At 65.7% G+C, this 16,101-nt stretch carries 17 protein-coding genes; 8 read left to right on the forward strand and 9 right to left on the reverse strand.

Annotated features, from left to right (window positions below; genetic code table 11):
- The coding region (locus FUT88_RS22525; protein ID WP_147218546.1) for a virulence factor at positions 1–1,316 on the forward strand (1,316 nt) is incomplete at its 5' end.
- Positions 1,317–1,354: 38 nt separating this feature from the next.
- Here FUT88_RS22525 and FUT88_RS22530 read toward each other — a convergent pair.
- From FUT88_RS22530 to FUT88_RS22540, 3 genes are all read right to left on the reverse strand, one after another.
- Positions 1,355–3,097, reverse strand: a complete 1,743-nt coding sequence (locus FUT88_RS22530) for a SulP family inorganic anion transporter (protein WP_147216179.1) — start codon at positions 3,095–3,097, stop codon at positions 1,355–1,357.
- A 79-nt stretch (positions 3,098–3,176) separates the two neighbouring features.
- Positions 3,177–3,722: a hypothetical protein gene (locus FUT88_RS22535; RefSeq protein ID WP_147218548.1), complete on the reverse strand. Its 546-nt coding sequence runs from the start codon at positions 3,720–3,722 to the stop codon at positions 3,177–3,179.
- A 209-nt stretch (positions 3,723–3,931) separates the two neighbouring features.
- Positions 3,932–4,861: a LysR family transcriptional regulator gene (locus FUT88_RS22540; protein ID WP_147218550.1), complete on the reverse strand. Its 930-nt coding sequence runs from the start codon at positions 4,859–4,861 to the stop codon at positions 3,932–3,934.
- A gap of 112 nt (positions 4,862–4,973) precedes the next feature.
- Here FUT88_RS22540 and FUT88_RS22545 point away from each other — a divergent pair, with 112 nt between their 5' ends.
- Positions 4,974–5,735 (forward strand): SDR family oxidoreductase, encoded by a 762-nt coding sequence (locus FUT88_RS22545; RefSeq protein ID WP_147218552.1) that lies wholly within the window; start codon positions 4,974–4,976, stop codon positions 5,733–5,735.
- Positions 5,736–5,781: 46 nt separating this feature from the next.
- Here FUT88_RS22545 and FUT88_RS26925 read toward each other — a convergent pair whose 3' ends face one another.
- Both FUT88_RS26925 and FUT88_RS26930 read right to left on the reverse strand, forming a co-directional pair.
- Complete coding sequence (locus FUT88_RS26925) at positions 5,782–7,068, reverse strand: TonB-dependent receptor (protein WP_261797265.1); 1,287 nt, start codon at positions 7,066–7,068, stop codon at positions 5,782–5,784.
- The gene (locus FUT88_RS26930; RefSeq protein ID WP_261797266.1) at positions 7,044–8,108 is read right to left on the reverse strand and encodes a TonB-dependent receptor plug domain-containing protein; all 1,065 of its coding nucleotides are present in this window, start codon (positions 8,106–8,108) and stop codon (positions 7,044–7,046) included. The genes FUT88_RS26925 and FUT88_RS26930 overlap by 25 nt, the downstream gene beginning before the upstream one ends.
- A 477-nt stretch (positions 8,109–8,585) precedes the next feature.
- On the opposite strand from FUT88_RS26930, the gene FUT88_RS22555 reads away from it, so the two are divergent.
- The 4 genes from FUT88_RS22555 (at position 8,586) to FUT88_RS22570 (ending at position 11,612) form a co-directional block, all read left to right on the forward strand.
- A complete protein-coding gene (locus FUT88_RS22555; RefSeq protein WP_147218554.1) occupies positions 8,586–9,227 on the forward strand; it encodes a transcriptional regulator in 642 nt (213 codons plus the stop codon).
- Entirely contained in the window at positions 9,224–10,201 is a 978-nt protein-coding gene (locus FUT88_RS22560; protein ID WP_147218556.1) for a threo-3-hydroxy-L-aspartate ammonia-lyase, read from the forward strand. The genes FUT88_RS22555 and FUT88_RS22560 overlap by 4 nt, the downstream gene beginning before the upstream one ends.
- The gene (locus tag FUT88_RS22565) at positions 10,198–10,587 is read left to right on the forward strand and encodes a RidA family protein (protein ID WP_147218558.1); all 390 of its coding nucleotides are present in this window, start codon (positions 10,198–10,200) and stop codon (positions 10,585–10,587) included. Before FUT88_RS22560 ends, FUT88_RS22565 begins: the two co-directional genes overlap by 4 nt.
- 143 nt (positions 10,588–10,730) lie before the next feature.
- Positions 10,731–11,612, forward strand: coding sequence for a flagellar brake protein (locus FUT88_RS22570; RefSeq protein ID WP_147218560.1), 882 nt, complete (start codon positions 10,731–10,733; stop codon positions 11,610–11,612).
- A 4-nt stretch (positions 11,613–11,616) separates the two neighbouring features.
- Here FUT88_RS22570 and FUT88_RS22575 read toward each other — a convergent pair whose 3' ends face one another.
- A complete protein-coding gene (locus FUT88_RS22575) occupies positions 11,617–12,501 on the reverse strand; it encodes a LysR family transcriptional regulator (RefSeq protein ID WP_147218562.1) in 885 nt (294 codons plus the stop codon).
- Between the two features lie 115 nt (positions 12,502–12,616).
- Here FUT88_RS22575 and FUT88_RS22580 point away from each other — a divergent pair, with 115 nt between their 5' ends.
- Positions 12,617–13,054 (forward strand): multidrug/biocide efflux PACE transporter, encoded by a 438-nt coding sequence (locus FUT88_RS22580; RefSeq protein WP_147218564.1) that lies wholly within the window; start codon positions 12,617–12,619, stop codon positions 13,052–13,054.
- 112 nt (positions 13,055–13,166) lie between these two features.
- A complete protein-coding gene (locus tag FUT88_RS22585) occupies positions 13,167–13,808 on the forward strand; it encodes a helix-turn-helix transcriptional regulator (protein ID WP_147218566.1) in 642 nt (213 codons plus the stop codon).
- Positions 13,809–13,825: 17 nt separating this feature from the next.
- Here the strand turns inward: FUT88_RS22585 and FUT88_RS22590 are convergent, their stop codons facing one another.
- The 3 genes from FUT88_RS22590 to FUT88_RS22600 all read right to left on the reverse strand — a co-directional run bounded on the left by FUT88_RS22590 (position 13,826) and on the right by FUT88_RS22600 (position 15,642).
- A complete protein-coding gene (locus FUT88_RS22590; RefSeq protein WP_024978360.1) occupies positions 13,826–14,044 on the reverse strand; it encodes a DUF1059 domain-containing protein in 219 nt (72 codons plus the stop codon).
- 135 nt (positions 14,045–14,179) lie between these two features.
- Positions 14,180–14,578, reverse strand: coding sequence for a DUF488 domain-containing protein (locus tag FUT88_RS22595; protein WP_147218568.1), 399 nt, complete (start codon positions 14,576–14,578; stop codon positions 14,180–14,182).
- Positions 14,579–14,613: 35 nt separating this feature from the next.
- Entirely contained in the window at positions 14,614–15,642 is a 1,029-nt protein-coding gene (locus FUT88_RS22600) for an ABC transporter substrate-binding protein (RefSeq protein WP_147218570.1), read from the reverse strand.
- Between the last annotated feature and the right edge of the window lie 459 nt (positions 15,643–16,101).

Here is a 16,101-nt window from a genome sequence, read left to right on the forward strand (position 1 = left end):
GCTGGACGCCCGCCGCATCGCGCATGGCAGAAAGCCTCGCCCAGCAGGGCGCATTGGTGGCAGGCCTGTCGACGCCTGCGCTGTTCGCAAGCCTTGAGGCCGACCCCGGCGATTGCGCGTTCCCCGATGGCGATCTTGAAAACTTCAGCCGCTTCCTGCAGGCCTACGAGAAGGTGCCGGGCTACTACCCGCCCATCCTGGTTGGCGACAACGAAGGCGGCGCGCTGGCCTACGCCATGATTGCCCAGGCGCGCCCGAACATCTTTGCCGCCGCCATGTCGATGGAGTTCTGCCCCGTGCTGGAGCTGCGCAAGCCGCTGTGCAAGGGCGAGGGCGTGCACTTCAGCCGCCGCATGAGCGAGAGCCGCACCACGGCCAAGCGCGTCAAGCCGCCTGAAAACGCCGGGGTCGTGCTTCTGCCCGCCACGAAGTTGTCTGCGCCGTGGGTGGCGCTGCAATCGGCCACGCCGACGTCGTTTGCGCGCCGCTCCGGTCCGCTGTGCGAAGCGCGTGCCACGCAAGCCTTTATCGATACGATTTCCGGGGCGCAATCGGTGGCGTTGCCGGCCACGGCATCGGCGCCCAATGCGCCGCCCGTGACCGCCGTCGAGCCGTTCAAGTCGGCCTTCGCCAAGCTTGTCGCCCAGCGCAAACCGCCGCCCCCGCCGCCGCCTGCGGCGGTGTCCGATTTGCCGATCATCGAAGTGCCGGCGCAGCCCGGTACATCGTCCGAATTGTTCGCGGTGCTGCTGTCGGGCGACGGCGGTTGGGCAGGGCTGGACAAGGAGGTTGCTGCTGCACTGTCCAAGTCCGGCGTGCCGGTGGTCGGCATCGATTCGCTGCGCTACTTCTGGACGCCGCGCACGCCCGCCTCGGCCGCCGCCGACATGGATCGCCTCGTACGCTTTTACGCCGCGCGCTGGAAGAAGCAGAAGGCGTTGCTGATCGGCTATTCGCAAGGCGCAGATGTGCTGCCCTTTATCGTCAACCGGTTGCCGGCGGCGTCACGCGAGCATGTTGCCCTGGCCGTGATGATGGGCCTGGGCAAGCGCGCCGATTTTGAGTTCCACATGACCAACTGGGTGTCGAGCAGTGCGTCGGGCCTGCTGATCCTGCCCGAGGTGCAGAAGCTGCCGGCAGGCATTGGCATGTGCATCTACGGCAAGGAAGAGAAAGACACCAACTGCCCAGGCCTGGACCCGAAGCAGGTGCAGCTCGTGAAGCTGCCGGGCGGCCATCACTTTGATGGTGATTACGCCAAGCTGGCGCGCATCATCCTCGACGGCGCGCGTGTAGCGGGAAGCGCCCCGCGCTGACCCACCGGTTCCGGGGCCGACGCGCGGCGCCTAGCGTGTCATGCCCCGGCGTTGTCGACCTGGGTTCCGGCGGGTGTGCCGGGCACTGTCGCCAGCGACTGCACACATTCGTCCACGCTCAGCTCATGCAGCATTTCGGCGCGCAACGTGTTGTCGGTGGCGCGCTCCAAGCCCGTCAGTGCGCGGGGCTTGAGCCGCACCAGCATCAGTTGCAGGCCCCGCGCCGCGCATTCGGCGGCAAAGATGCGCAGCGCTTCGATGGCCGAGCCGTCCACGTCCGGCGTTTCTTCCAGGCTGAGCATGATGGCGCGCAGCGCGGGCTCGTGCGGCTGTTGCAGCATCGCCCGCACCTTGCCGAGCACGCGTTCGGTGTTGGCAAAGAACAGCGGCACTTCGGGCCGGACGATCAGCACGCCAGGCACCGGCTTGGCTTCCGGGTGCAAAGACACATCGACGAAATCGTGGCTCTGGCGCAGGCGGCCGAGCACGCTGACGTTCGGCTCGGAGAGCTGGCGCAGCGTGAGCAGCAGGCTCACGCCGATCGCGGCCAGCAGCCCGTGCAGCACGCCCAGGACCAGCACGGCGAGCAACGCGGCAATCACCACCAGCCGATCGCGGCGCCACGCCCAGTACGGTTTGAAGACGGCCGGATGCAGCGAGTGGCTGACCGCAAAGATCACGATGGCCGCCAGCACCGGTTCGGGAATGCGCGCGAGCTGCGGCAGGAACAGCCACACGATCAGCGCCACCACGGCTGCCGCGCACAGCCCGGCCAGACGCGATTGCGCGCCCGCGGCTTCGTTGGCAGACGTGGCTGAGTATCCGGCGCCGACGGGCATGCCGTGCAGCAGGCCGGAGAGCAGATTCGCGCAGCCCAGTGCGACGAGGTCCCGGTTGGCGGAGATGCTGTCGCCGTGTTTGAGCGCGAAATTGCGGATCGAGCCGTAGGACTCGGCGTAGAGGATCAGCATGAGCGCAAAGCCCAGTTCAGCGCTTTGCATCCATTGCGCGCGACCCAGGTCGGGCACGCCGAAGCTGATGTTCTGCAGGTCGATATGGCCGACGACGGCAATGGCGTGCGCGTGCCAGTCGACCCAGTAGCCGGCCGCGATGGCCAGCACGATGACGACCAGCGTGGCGGGAATGCGCCCCCACCGGCCCAGGCCGAAGAGCAGGGCGAGTGCGACGGCGCCCAAAGCGGTGCTGTACAGGTTGGCACCGGCCGCGCTGGTGATCAGATCCAGCGCAACGCGGGGCGTGTCGCTGTGGTGCACCGTCACGTCGAGGATCTTGGGCAACTGCTTGACGGCAATCGTCAGCGCCAGCCCGAAGGTGAAGCCGCGCAGCACCGGCCGCGCGATGAAATCCGACATGCCGCCCAGCCGCGCCGCACCGGCCAGGATGAAGAGCACACCCGTCGCGATGATGAGCGCTGCGGCCATCGTGAGCGCCGTCGCACCGCTGGCGCCCGGCTCTGAGAGCACTGTTGCAAACAGCACGGCAGCCGACGACGACGTGGCCGAAACAATGGCAAAGCGGCTCGTGCCGACCAGCGAATAGACCACGAGCCCGCACAGCAATGCGATCAACCCGGCCTGCGGCGGCAGGCTGGCGATGCCCGCGTAGGCAACGGCTTCGGGCAGCAGCAGGCCCGCAATCGAGAACCCGGCGATAACGTCGCGCACCACCCGCTGCTGTGGTGGCTGTGGCGGCGCATCCAGCGGGGCGAAGCCCTCGGGGTGTTGCAGGGCGGCGGCGGGATGTTCGTTGCTTGGCGGCATGCGACGCGGTGGTCCGGCTGAAATGGACGACGCCGCGACCCGGGCGGGCCGCGGCGTACGGGTTTGCTGCAGGCGTGTCTTACTTGGTACAGGCCTTGTTGCGGCTTGGGCGCATGCCGGCGGCCTTTGCATCGGCTTCGGTCATGTATTCGCCTTGCTTGGTCTTGCCGTAGTAGCGATCGCCCGGGCAGTGGTAGACCTTGGTGCTGGCATTGGCCCACACCTTGTCGGGGCCGCCGCCGGGAGCAGCGGTGGCCGCCGGAGCCGGCTTGGCCGGCGCTGTAGCAGCAGGCTTGGCTGCGGGGGTAGGCGCCGGTGCCGGTGCGGGCGCCGCGGCCGGCGCTGCAGCCGCAGGTTTGGCGGCAGCCGGAGCGGCAGGTGCAGCTGCGGGCGCGGCTGGCGCGGCAGCCGGGGTACCGCCTGTGCTGGCTTTCTTGTCGACTCCACCATGGCCGCGGCAAGCGCCCTTGAGCGTCGCGCCGCTGTAGGGCGTGCCGTCCTTGCAGACCGCATGAACGGCCGCCGGGGCGGCGGCCGGGGCGGTGGCAGGTGCAGCGGTGCCCTGCGCAAACGCCGACCCCATCACCAGCGCACCCATCGAAAACATCAACGCAGACAGTTTCATAACGAGACCCTCAACGAGGCACGGAGATACGTGCGTGACCGATTAACGCCGGCCGACAGCGCGCGTTGACCAACCCGAGGGTTTGTCAGCAGACAAACGCGGCAACGTTGATCATTCCGCAACAGTCGGCGTTGCTTGTGTTGCGCCGACGGGCGGTATGGTGCCGACGCCATCCCAGCATAGGCAAGATCGCACGGCCCGGCGCAGTTTCAGGCGAACACGTCCACACCCTGCACGAGCTGCTTGGCCAGACGCGGCTGCCGTAGCTGCTCAAGCCACCATTGCAGTGCGCGGCCTTCGCCGTCTTCATCGCCACCGCTGCGCCAGCCGACGTAGAGCAGGTTGGGCTCGCGCGGATCGGTGGTGCGCTTTTCCACCAGCTCGCCGCGCGCAAGTAAGGACGCGACGCGGTGCCTGGGCAGCCAGCCGACGCCCAGGCCGTCGCGCTGGGCAAGCGTCTTGGCGCGCATGCTGGGCACGGCAAGCGTCGGTTGCCCGCTGAGCATGCCGTAGGCGCGGCCGGCCGTAGTGCGCGCCGAATCGGCCACCACCACGGCGCGATGCCGGGTGATTTCCTCGCGCGTGAGGGGCGCGTCGATGGCGGCAAGCGGATGCCGGGGCGACACGGCAAACACCCATTCCACCACGCCCAGTTCAAACCACCCGAGGTTCGGGATGGAAGGCGGCTCGTTGGTCGCCCCGATGACGAGATCGGCGCGGCCGTCGCGCAGCGCTTCCCAGGTGCCGGCCAGCACTTCGTGCGTCACGCGCAGGGTCACGCCCGATTGCAGCGCATCGAACGCGTGCATCACGGGCATGAGCGATTCGAACTCCAGCAGCTCGTCCGTCACGATCCACAAGCGGTCTTCCCAGCCGTTGGCGACTTGCCGCACGCGCTGCGTCACGCGCGAGACGTCCTGCGCCAGCCGCGCGGCTTCTTCCACGAGCAGTTGCCCGGCTGGCGTGAGCTGCAGCCGGTAGCGGCGCCGGTCAAACAGCAGGGCGTCGAAGCGCTGCTCCAGCTGCCGTGCGGCGTACGACACGGTCGACGGCGCCTTGCCCAAGTGCGCTGCCGCACGCGACAGGCTGCCGGTTTGCCGGATGGCTTGCAGCAGCGCCAATTCTTCGTCTGTCAACATGTGCAATTCCTTCGAACGTGTTCATCGTCCGGATCGTATGGCAAACCGCTTGCCCGCGTCCACACTGCAGTCACGCGATTGTTCACGTTCAACTTTCCTACTGGAGGACATCATGAATCGCTTCGAAGGCAAGACCGTTCTGGTCACTGGCGGCAACAGCGGTATTGGCCTGGCAGCCGCCCAGGCATTTGCGCGCGAAGGCGCCCGCGTGGTCATTACCGGCTGCGATGCGGCAGCGCTGGAAACGGCGCGCGCCACGCTCGGCACGGTTGGCGGCAATGCGGCCATCGCCATCCGCAATGAAACCGGCACCGTGGCGGCCGCACGCGAGCTGACCCGTCAGCTGCAGGAGGCGGGTGTGCGTCTGGATGCGGTGTTCATCAATGCCGGCATGGCTAGGTTTGCCGCCTTGCCGGATGTGGACGAAGCCCTGTGGGATGCGACCTTCAACGCCAACGTGAAGGGCGCGTTTTTCCAGGTCCAGGCGCTGCTGCCCATCCTCAACAAGGGCACGTCGATCGTGCTGAACGGCTCCATCAACGCGCACATCGGCATGCCGAATTCGTCGGTCTATGCGGCGAGCAAGGCGGCGCTGATTTCGCTGGCGAAGACGCTCTCGGGTGAGCTGATTGGTGCGGGCATCCGCGTGAATGTGGTGAGCCCCGGCCCGGTCGCAACGCCGCTGTACGGCAAGCTTGGGCTGGATGCCGACACGCTGGCCGCCACCGCCGCACAGATACAGGGCCAGGTGCCACTGGGCCGCTTTGGCACGCCGGACGAGATTGCGTCGACCGTGCTGCATCTCTCGGCGCCGGAATCGGCCTTCATTGTTGGCACGGAAATCGTTGCCGACGGCGGCATGAGCCAGCTTTAAGCCCGTCCCTTGGCGGGTGGGCCCGATCCGGTTTGGCCGGCCAGCGTCAGAAGCTGCGGGTCACGCGCAGTGTCAGCGTGCGGCCAGGCTGAACGGGGATGAAGTTTCCGGACTGTGCGTTGCCATAAGCCCGGATATTGAAGAGGTTGCGCGCGAAGAGATCGACGCTCCAGGATTTCTGGTGCCAGAAGAGACTGGTGTCGACGCGCACGAAGCCGGGCATGCGAAACGGGGTGTCGCCGTAGCAGGGGGCGCCGCGTTGGCCGGTGATGCCAATCCCGGCGCCCGCGCCTTTCCACTGCCCCGCCTGCATGGTGTACGTCGCCCAGAGCGACCCGCTCAGGAATGGCGCCTGCGGCAGGAACCCGGTGCTCGACACGCCGGATACACGAGACAGTGCCACCCACAGTGAAGCGTCCAAGCCGCTTGTGACCGAACCCTGCATCGAGACTTCCAGCCCTTCGCTGCTCTGTTTGGCGATTTGCGTGTCGTAGCCGGCAGGCGCCACGTCCACGAGTCTCACGTTGTGCGCATCGATGCGATACAGCGCGGCCTGCATCGTCAGCCCACGGTTGGCATCGGCCCAGCGCAGGCCGGTTTCCAACTGGCGGCTCCGTTCGGGCAGCAAGGTCTCGCAGGGGTCGAAGTAGCCGGTGTTGAGGCGGAACCCGCGCGAGTAGTCGGCAAACCATGCGGTATGCGGCGTAAGCTTGTAGAGCAGACCCATCGACGGTGTCCAGGCCGTGCCCTGAAGCTGTGTGCGCGGCAGTTTGGCGACGTAGTCATTCACGTACAGGGCGCCGGACAGTTCCCAACGGTCGCCAATGGCAATCTGGTCGCGCACGCGGAACACCGACTGCCGCACCGACTGCGACACCTGCAGGCCCGGCACGAAAGTGGCCGGCGGCAGCAGGAAAGGCGCGAACGGATTCTGGGGCATCAGCATGGGGGTGGCCGCAAAGGCCATGTCCTGCCGCTCGTGGAACTCATCCCAACCCAGCGTCAGCGCGTGCTCGAACGGCCCGTGTGCGAACTTGCCCGTCAGTTCGTTTGAGATGGCCCACGCGGTGTTGTCGCTGCGGTCGCCCAGATTGAACGTAAGCGAGGGCGCGGTGTTGTTGATCACCGGGGCCAAATGCCACAGCACAGACTGTTGGGTGAGCGTTTCGTACGTGCCGCGTGAGTGCAACGACCAATCGTCTGAGAGCGTGCGCGACACCTTGTAGTAACCGCGGCTCGCGCGGGACTGCACGTTGTCGTCGGCATTGCCCAGCGGGCTTTGCAGGGCCAGCCGGACAGGCGCGCCGTTCAGCGCAAATGTGGCGGGCGGCATGGGTTGACGGCTGGCAGCGGATTCAAGTCCGACGGTGACTTCCGTTGCGGCATCTCGCCAGCCGGCCGTCGCAAGCCCGTAGCTCTTGCGACGGCGGCGTATCCCGAATCACTGTTGGCCGTCGTGTCCTGCAACGCCACTGTCCGATAAGACAGGTCGGTTGATCCGATGGGGCCGGCCAGATCCACCACGGCCTTGCGCTCGGCATGCGAGCCGATTTCCACGGTGACTGTTCGCTGTGGCATGACGGCAGGCGCCCGGAGGTTGGCATTGATGGCGCCCACGGCTGTCGGGGTGCCGCCAATGTCGGCATGCGCGCCCTTGATCACCGAAACATCTTCGACCGCCTCGACGGGCCGCAGCGAAGCCATCTTGTCGGGCTGGCCATCAACGGTGATCTGTCCCGTCATGAAATCCCGCGTGGCGTAGCGGGGGGTGGCCGTGGGATCGAGCGACATTGACGAGACACCGGCCAGCGCCAGGGCGTCTGCAATCGACGGCGCATTCTGGCTCGCAAGCAGGTTTCTTGTGAGCGTGCTGACGGCATGGGGCACGCTCGTGATGGGCGTTTCGATGTGCGTGGCGAAGCCGGTTGTGAAGACCGCAAAATCGCTGCCCACGCTGGCGCGCACCTCGGCTGGCGGCAAGGTCCCGATGTCGCGCGGTGCGTCGGGCGCCGGCACGATGGTCAACGTGTTGTCGGGCAGCGTGGTGAGTTGCAAGCCGCTGTCCTTCAGTGCCTGCTGTGCTGCCTGTTGGGCAGACATCGTGCCCCGAATCGGACCCGCCGACAGGTCTTTCGCAAGGCCGGACGGAAATGACATGGGCTGTCCGCTTATGCGGGCGATTTCCATCAGCACGCGCTCCAGGGGCGCCCGCTCGATTGAAAAATCCCAGGTGCCCGGCGGCGCTGCATGGGCGTACTGCACCGCGAACAGCGCGGCAAGACCCAGCAGCCGCACCCGCTGCACGGTGCGGCCCGTGCGCGGCGGCAGGCAGGCCTGCGCCGCAGCGCGTGCAAAGGCGTTAAACGACCGCATGATGGTGAAGCAAGCGACGCAGCGATCAGGCCGCGGGCTCTGCAGTCACCCTAGTGTGCGGGGCTCCATCTCCATGGCGGGTCTGCACGACGACGCAGCGCTGCCGCTGGCTGTGCCGCGTAGCGTGAACCCTTGCGCACTTCTCTCTTGCCGGGCGGATTGCCCTTCCGTACTGCACCTTCATCACACAACTCCCCGACCGCTTTTTTGGTGATACGACGCGCGGTGGCGTGCAGGAACCATGCCATCCGCCCGTGCGAAGGGATGACCTCTTTTGCCGCGACGCCTGACACGATGCGTCGTCGGACTTCCATGGAGGGGCAGATTTGGTGAGCTTTCTTCAGGATGTTTTCTGGCCGCTGCATCGCAGGCGGAGCCCTGAAATGCGCCAGCCCATCGCGCGCCCCAAATGAGTGCGTGGATGACGCCGAATGCGGAATTGACGAAATGTCAGTAACTGACGTATCGTCAACACCCATGAAGCCCATCGAAGAAAACCGCCTTCTTCTGCGCGAAGGCCGGAAGATCGTCGAGGCGCTGGGCAAGACGCTGGCGCCGCTGGTGGAAGTCGTCCTGCACGATCTGACCAATCCCGATCACGCCGTCGTTGCCATCGCCAACAACCTGTCCGGCCGCCGTGTGGGCGACGCCGTGACGGAGCTGGGCCTCGCGCGGCTTGCCGACCCAGAGTTTCCCGAAGTCATCGAAAACTACGCCAACCGGTTTCCCGACGGGCGCCCCGCCAAGAGCACATCGATCGGCTTGAAGAACAGCCGCGGCGATTACGTGGCGGCCATCTGCCTGAACATGGATGTATCGATGTTGAACGCGGTGACCACCGGCCTGACGCAACTGATGCGCGTGGATGTGGCAGCGCCGCCGGTGCCTGAGTCGCTTGCATCGCGCCGCGTTGAAGACGTGCGCATCGCGCTCGAACAATTTGCCGCCGCACGCAACACCACGCCCATGGCCATGACGCTCGACCAGCGCCGCGAGGCCATGCGCGAGCTGGCCGCCAGCGGCTTGCTGAACTTGCGCCGCGCGCTGACAGAAGTCGCCCAAACGCTGGGCGTGGCGCGCTCCACCGTCTACACCTACCTTCCCGAGGATCTCGCATGAGCCTGCCCATTTCCTACGACGACGTCGTTGCCGCCCACGCCCGCCTGCACGGCGTTGCCCACAAGACGCCGGTGCTGACGTCGGCCACCGCCAACGCCATGAGCGGCGCCGAGCTGTTCTTCAAGGCCGAGAGCTTCCAGCGCATGGGCGCGTTCAAGTTTCGTGGGGCGTACAACGCGCTGTCGCAATTCACGCCGGAGCAGCGCAAGGCCGGCGTGATCACGTTTTCGTCGGGCAACCACGCGCAGGCGATTGCGTTGTCGGCCAAGCTGCTCGGCATGCGCGCCGTCATCGTCATGCCGAAGGACGCGCCTGTCGTGAAGGTGGAGGCCACGCGCGGCTACGGCGGCGAGGTGGTGTTCTTCGACCGCTACACCGAAGACCGCGAAGCCATCGGCCGCAAGCTCGCTGAAGAGCAGGGGCTGACGCTGATCCCGCCGTACGACCATCCGCACGTGATGGCTGGGCAGGGCACGGCCGCCAAGGAATTGATCGAAGAGGTCGGCCCGCTCGATGTGCTGCTGGCCCCGCTGGGCGGCGGCGGTTTGCTCTCCGGCTGCGCCACGGCAGCGCGCGCGCTGAACCCGGCGTGCAAGGTCTTCGGCGTGGAGCCCGAGGCGGGCAACGACGGCCAGCAGAGCTTCCGCACGGGCCAGATCGTCCACATCGATACACCCAAGACGCTGGCCGACGGCGCGCAGACGCAGCATCTGGGCAACCACACGTTTGCCGTGATTCGCGAACTGGTCGACGACATCGTGACCGTGACGGATACAGAACTCGTCAACGCCATGCAGTTCTTCGCCTCGCGCATGAAGGCGGTGGTCGAGCCCACCGGCTGCCTGGCCGCCGCTGCGGCGCTGAACGGCAAGGTCGACGTGCGCGGCAAACGCGTCGGCGTGATCCTGTCGGGCGGCAATGTGGACTTGCAGCTCTTCGCCAAGCTGGTGCTGGGTGCGGAGGCAGCCAGATGAGCGGCGCGCACTATCTGAACGCGCCGGCGTTGCGTGCGCCGGCAGGGCACTATTCGCACGCGGTCTGCGCCAATGGCTTCGTGTTCGTCGCCGGACAGATTCCCGTGACGCCCACCGGCGAAAAGCTCGTTGACGCGCCGTTCGAGACGCAGGTGCGGCAAGTGCTGTCCAACCTCGACGCCGTGCTTGCCGCCGCGGGCACCGACCGTTCGCGTCTGGTGCAGGTGCGCGTGTACGTGACCGACATGGAAACGCACTGGCCCGCGTTCGATGCGCTCTACCGAGAGTGGATCGGTGACTTGCGCCCGGCGCGCGCCGTGGTGCCGGTGCCGACGCTGCACTACGGTCTGGCAGTGGAAATCGAAGCGACGGCACTGGCGGCGTGATGCAAACGCTTGCAGTTGATGTGCGTCAGGCAGGCAGGGTTCGCGCGAGTTGATCTCCGGCCGTTTGCCCGCCATTGTTGCAAAATGGCCGGTAAGCCTGCCGAGGCACATGCCCGGCCTAGACGCACAGATCCATCGCCCCCATGACCCTGCAAAAAACGCGGCAACTTACCCAGGAAGACGTGCCGGTTGGCCAGCCGCTGCCGTTCCCGCTCGCCGATAGTGGAGGCCGTCTGCTGCTGCCCGCCGGCGCCGTGGTTCCGGATGCCGAAGACGTCCGCCTCCTGTTCCATCACGGCCCGGTGCTGGCGTTGGATGAAGGCGAGGGCGTTGAGGTTGCTGCGCCTGCGGCATCCGGTGAAGCCAAGCCCCGCCTCGCGTCGAGCGGCCTCAGTGTGGGCACCGTCCTGCAGGTGCAGGAAAAATCGGCGCCACTGCGCGGGCTGCTGCCGTGCAGGCTCATCGGCTACATCGAAGGCGAGGCGCTGTTCGTCACGCAGCCCGCCGACGGCAAGCGGACGCTGCGCCCAGAGATTCGGGACATCCTCCTGCTGCGCGGATTTTCCGGCCGCGCGGTCGTCACCATGATGTGCAGCGTGGTGTCGGTGGGGCAATTTCCCGCGCCGTATCTCGTGCTGTCTGCGCCGATCAAGATGCAGAAGATGCCGCTGCGCCGTGCCAAGCGTGTGCAGGTCCGGATCGGTGCCCGCTTGCGCCCCGACGGGCAGGCGGCGTCAGCGGCAGACCGCGTGGCGGTGATCCGCGACATCTGCCTGAATGGGGCGCTTGTGCAAAGCGCCAGCGCGGCGTTTCAGCCCGGCGACAGGCTGGCACTCGATTTCAGCGCTTACGTGGATGGTCAGCTGGAGTCGTTCTCCCTGACGGGCCGCGTGGCGAGCGGGTCGCCCGCGCTGGGGGCCCCTGCATCTGCGTTTCCGTCGTTTGGCATGGAGTTTTCCTTGTCGAAGGAGCAGACGGCGCAGCTTTCGCATCTGATCATCGATCGGCTCGACGAAAACGCATGAGCGCCTAGCCCGCCAGCATCGTTTCCAGCAGCCAGGCGCCGGCCTGCCCCAGCGTGCGATTGCGTGACCATACGGCGTCGACCGGCACGAGGCGGGGCCAGCCCCGTGCACGCACTTCATGCAATCGGTCTGCCGCAAAGTGGTCTACCAGCCAGCGCGGCAGCTCCGTCCATCCGAAGCCCAGCACGGCCATTTCCAGCAGCATCAGGTAGCTCGGCGCAGACCAGCGGCGCAGGCTGCGCACGGGCACCGCGTCGGTGCGCGGCCCCGTCGGATCGACGAAGGTGTTCAACCGTAGCTCGCGCGCCTCGCGCAGTATGGCGTGCGGCACTTCCTCTTCACCGTATCGGGCGAGCGGGTGCTGCAGCCCCACGAACAGCCCGATCTCCGATTGCTCTGCAATGGTGGCCCAGCCGATATCGGCCGGATATGCTGCCTGCGCCGCTACCAAGCCGATCTGGGCACGGCCCAGCTGGATGATATCGACCACGTCTTCGTGTTCGGCGATCAGGCATTCGAGTTCGAGGTCGGGGTAACGCTGCTCCAGCGTGGCGAGCGTCTGCTCATACCGGTCCGACTGATAGGTGTCCGACACGACGAGCGTCAGGCGCGCCTCCAGGCCACCGGCCATTTGCGCCGCCAGTCGGTCCATCTGCGCGCTGGCGTCGAGCACGCGGCGCACCTGGGTGAGCATCGCGTGGCCCGCTTCGGTCAACGTGGGCTGGCGCGTGCTGCGGTCGAAGAGCGTCAGGCCCAGGTCGATTTCAAGATTGGCGATCGCCTCGCTGACCGTGGACTGCCGCTTGCCCAATTTGCGGGCTGCGGCGGAAAAGGAACCGAGCGTGGCGGCTTCGGCAAAGGCCAGTAAAGCTTCGGGTGAATGACGCATTGGGCACTCCGGACGGCGGTGTACCGTCCAATATATCGGAAAAACCGATAGTAATAAACTGGATCATACCGCTCATACCGATGAAAATGGTCCTCGTTCTTTGGAGGTAAAAGCAATGCAAGTCATACAAAAAACGCCAGCCGAGCGCCTTGTACATGCGCTGACGTTCGAGTTGGTTGCCATGCTGATCTGCGCCCCGCTGTTTAGCTGGCTGATGGATTTGCCGTTGGCAGAAATGGGCGTGATGACGCTCATGTTTGCGGCGGTGGCGATGGTGTGGAACATGGTGTTCAACGCCATCTTCGAGCGCGTGGAGCGTCGCTACAGGCTCTCGCGCACCGTGGCGCTGCGGGTGGTACATGCCTGCCTGTTCGAGGGCGGGTTGGTCTTGATGCTTGTGCCGCTGGCCGCCTGGTGGCTCGACGTGGGTCTGTGGGAAGCGTTCGTGCTCGACATTGGCATCATGCTGCTGTTCCTGCCGTACACGTTTTTCTTCAACCTCGCGTACGACCATCTGCGCGCACGCTGGATGTCGCGCCGCGCGCTGGCCTGATGCACGATGGGCTTAGGGCAAAAGGGGCAGTGCGGAAGGTGACGCGCTTCCTATAATGAAGTCCCTTTCAAAACGCGCAGCGGTCGCAAACCGCTGCGCCCGTATTGCCTTCATGCCGCGTCTTTCTGTTACGTCATCCCATGCCTCGGCAACCGTGCTGCGCCAATGTTATGTGGCGGCATGCGCCGGTGACGCCGTTGGCGTGATGAACGTGCTGCGCGATGCGTGCGGCGCGGACCACGCTGCGGCCATGATCCGCTGGCGCGTTGATGGACGTTGGCACTGGGCGGCATCGCGTGGCGCATGTTCGGCGGACGTGCTGCTGCACGCGGTGCGCGGTGATGGCGTCGAGGCCTGGCCCGTGGCCGATGCCGAAGTGCGCGGCGCGGTATGGCTCGATTACCGCAAGGCAGGCGTGCCGCAGCCTGTGCGGCGTGGTGCGATGCCGCAAGCCTTGCTGCCGCACTTTGCACAGGCACTGCCGTTGTGCTGGCAACGCGTTGCGGCGCGAGTGGGTATCTCGCCTGCGCAGCCGGCCAGTCTGTGGTTGTCCGATGCGTTCCACCTGACGCGTCGCGAAGCCGATGTTGCCGATCTGCTCGCAAGCGGCTCCGACCCTGCCTGCATTGCCCGCACGCTGGGCATTTCACTCGACACGGTGCGCACGCACCTCAAGCACGTTTATCGCAAGACCAACACGCACAGCCAGTGCGATGTCGTGCGGCTGATGCTGGCCCTGTCGGCGCGTCGGTAGGTCCATGCGCGCCTGGATCAGGCAGCAGCCATCTTTGGTGGCGCCACGGCGGGGGTGCCGTCCTGGAAAAGGGTTTGCAGTTGCGCCCGCAACTCGGGCGAATCGGTGTGCTTGTGCACGGAAACGGCATGCTGCACAGCTGCCTCCAGCAGTTCGGCATCGCTGTCGGCGCTGATGGCGACCGAGCAGTTGGTCTCGCTGGGGAAGGCGCGGCAATCGATGTAGCGGCGGCCCATGGCGGTGCTCCTGGAATGACGAATGGCGGCGACGCGACGCGGGCGACTGCCGGTCGTGCGCCTCTTCGTTATAGGTTCGCCGCAGCGGCGCGTCGTCACCCGTGTGGGGTACGTGCCGTCCTCTCGAGCGTTCCCTTAGCCGACCACCTTCGCCCCGCGCTCCTCCAACAACGCGCGCAGCACTGACCGATGGCAGTGCGCCTCGTCCTCGCAATAGCAGCCGACCGACAGGTTGGTCTGGTGCGATAGCGCGGCCAGCATGTCGAGCAGGCGCGCTGCATCGCCGTCGCGCATTTCGGTGCGGAAGTGGCGCACGAAGGTTTGCCAGGCTTTTTCATCGTGCTGGGATTGCGCGGCCTGGGCTTGCTTGACGAGTTCGGGCGTGGGCGAGAGCAGCGGCATCCACACGTCATAGAAATCGCGGCTGGCGAATTCTTCCTTGGGCACGCCGCGTGGCGGGCGCCGCACGGTACCGATGCGCAAGCCTTCATCGGGGTGACGCGGCTCGCCGAGCCGGACGATGCGTAGTGCCATGGAATGTCTCCGTGTGGATGCTGCGCGCGGCCTGCTTACGAACCCGGCCGGCTCTGCACCGTCGGAAAGAACAGATCCTTCCACGACGCCGGCTTGTTCTTGAGCGTGCCCACGCGCTGCATGAACTCAGCATAGTGTGCGACGCCCACCGGCGTGGTCGTGAAGCGCGAATCCGGATCGTCCAGAATCTTCTTCACCTCTTCCGGCGAACTCTTCACCTTCGACTGGGCGATGTAGATCTGCGCCGCCTTGGTCTTGTCCTTGGCGATGAAAGCGTTGGCTTCATCCAGTGCCGCCACGAACGCCGCCGAGAGCTTCGGGTTGGCCTCGTAGAACTTCTTGCTGGTGTAGGTCATGTCCAGCGTGATGTTGCCGAGCACGTCGACGGTGTTGAACACGCGGTGCAGGCCGGGCGCTGCCGCCTCGGTGTACGAGAACGGCGGCGAGGCCATGTGGCTGTTGATCTGGCTGCCGCCGGCCAGCATGACGGCGGTGGCGTCAGGGTGCGGCAGCGGCACGGTGATCGGGTCGAGCTTGTTGAATTGCTTGTCGCCGAAGGTCTTGGCGGCAGCCATTTGCAGCACCACGGCCGGCAGCGAGGTCTTGATGCCGGGAACGGCGATGCGGTCCTTGTCGGAGAAATCCGCCAGCGTTTTCACGTTGGGGTTGCGCGTCATCAGGTACATCGACGATGAGCTGAGCGACGACAGGCCGCGCACTTCCATCGCGCTGCCGCGGGTTTTGTCCCAGAGCGTGAGGAAGCCGGGCACGCCCAGCGAGGCGATGTCGAGCGCGCCGGAGAGCATGGCGTCGTTGATGACGTTGCCGCCGTCGAGCACGCGGTAGCTGACTTTCACGTCGCCCAGGCCGGCGGCCTTGGCCTGCTTCTCCAGCAGGTGTTCGCTGGCCATAACCATGATGGGCAGGTAGAGGATGCCGTAGCCGTGGGAGATGCGGACTTCGGTGGCTTCTGCATGGGCGGTGTTGATGGCGCCGGCCAGGAGCGATGTGGCTAGCGTGGCGGCGATTGTCAGGCGGAGGACGTTACGGCGGGGTTGGTGCATGTGTTGTCTCCTTGTTGTTGTCGATATGGTTGTTTGTTGGTGGTGCATCCCTTGTTTCATCCCCTGCCGGGGCTGACTCACTTTCTTTGGTCTTGCCCAAAGAAAGTAAGCAAAGAAATGCGCGCCCGAGATGGCGAAAGACTCCCTCAATTTTCATAACCGGCGGAGGCGGGGAAAACTCGCTTCGCTCAGACAGTTCCCCGCCTTTTTTTTCCGCCCGCTTACAAAAATTGAAGGCGCCATCTAGGGCAGAGAAAGTCAACGGACAAAGCCAAACACTCTGGGCGCAAGCCGAAACGACAAAGGCAACCTCGCGACGGGTTGGCCTTTTTCTTTTGACGTTGAGCCCTTGATGGCGCCTTGAATTTTTTGTGAGCGGGCGGATCAAGAAGGAGGCTGATCTGAGCGCAGCGAGTTTGCCTCCTTCCCCGCACGGTCACACAAATTCAAGGGAAGTCG

Source organism: Ralstonia sp. TCR112 (assembly GCF_007997035.1).
In the GTDB taxonomy this organism is placed as follows: domain Bacteria; phylum Pseudomonadota; class Gammaproteobacteria; order Burkholderiales; family Burkholderiaceae; genus Ralstonia; species Ralstonia edaphi.

What these genes read in the sequence shown, in the direction of transcription:
- FUT88_RS22530 (WP_147216179.1), bottom strand. Translation starts at nt 3,097, where the DNA reads ATGCCGCCAAGCAACGAACATCCCGCCGCCGCCCTGCAACACCCCGAG.
- FUT88_RS22535 (WP_147218548.1), bottom strand. Translation starts at nt 3,722, where the DNA reads ATGAAACTGTCTGCGTTGATGTTTTCGATGGGTGCGCTGGTGATGGGG.
- FUT88_RS22540 (WP_147218550.1), bottom strand. Translation starts at nt 4,861, where the DNA reads ATGTTGACAGACGAAGAATTGGCGCTGCTGCAAGCCATCCGGCAAACC.
- FUT88_RS22545 (WP_147218552.1), top strand. Translation starts at nt 4,974, where the DNA reads ATGAATCGCTTCGAAGGCAAGACCGTTCTGGTCACTGGCGGCAACAGC.
- FUT88_RS26925 (WP_261797265.1), bottom strand. Translation starts at nt 7,068, where the DNA reads ATGCCGCCCGCCACATTTGCGCTGAACGGCGCGCCTGTCCGGCTGGCC.
- FUT88_RS26930 (WP_261797266.1), bottom strand. Translation starts at nt 8,108, where the DNA reads ATGCGGTCGTTTAACGCCTTTGCACGCGCTGCGGCGCAGGCCTGCCTG.
- FUT88_RS22555 (WP_147218554.1), top strand. Translation starts at nt 8,586, where the DNA reads ATGAAGCCCATCGAAGAAAACCGCCTTCTTCTGCGCGAAGGCCGGAAG.
- FUT88_RS22560 (WP_147218556.1), top strand. Translation starts at nt 9,224, where the DNA reads ATGAGCCTGCCCATTTCCTACGACGACGTCGTTGCCGCCCACGCCCGC.
- FUT88_RS22565 (WP_147218558.1), top strand. Translation starts at nt 10,198, where the DNA reads ATGAGCGGCGCGCACTATCTGAACGCGCCGGCGTTGCGTGCGCCGGCA.
- FUT88_RS22570 (WP_147218560.1), top strand. Translation starts at nt 10,731, where the DNA reads ATGACCCTGCAAAAAACGCGGCAACTTACCCAGGAAGACGTGCCGGTT.
- FUT88_RS22575 (WP_147218562.1), bottom strand. Translation starts at nt 12,501, where the DNA reads ATGCGTCATTCACCCGAAGCTTTACTGGCCTTTGCCGAAGCCGCCACG.
- FUT88_RS22580 (WP_147218564.1), top strand. Translation starts at nt 12,617, where the DNA reads ATGCAAGTCATACAAAAAACGCCAGCCGAGCGCCTTGTACATGCGCTG.
- FUT88_RS22585 (WP_147218566.1), top strand. Translation starts at nt 13,167, where the DNA reads ATGCCGCGTCTTTCTGTTACGTCATCCCATGCCTCGGCAACCGTGCTG.
- FUT88_RS22590 (WP_024978360.1), bottom strand. Translation starts at nt 14,044, where the DNA reads ATGGGCCGCCGCTACATCGATTGCCGCGCCTTCCCCAGCGAGACCAAC.
- FUT88_RS22595 (WP_147218568.1), bottom strand. Translation starts at nt 14,578, where the DNA reads ATGGCACTACGCATCGTCCGGCTCGGCGAGCCGCGTCACCCCGATGAA.
- FUT88_RS22600 (WP_147218570.1), bottom strand. Translation starts at nt 15,642, where the DNA reads ATGCACCAACCCCGCCGTAACGTCCTCCGCCTGACAATCGCCGCCACG.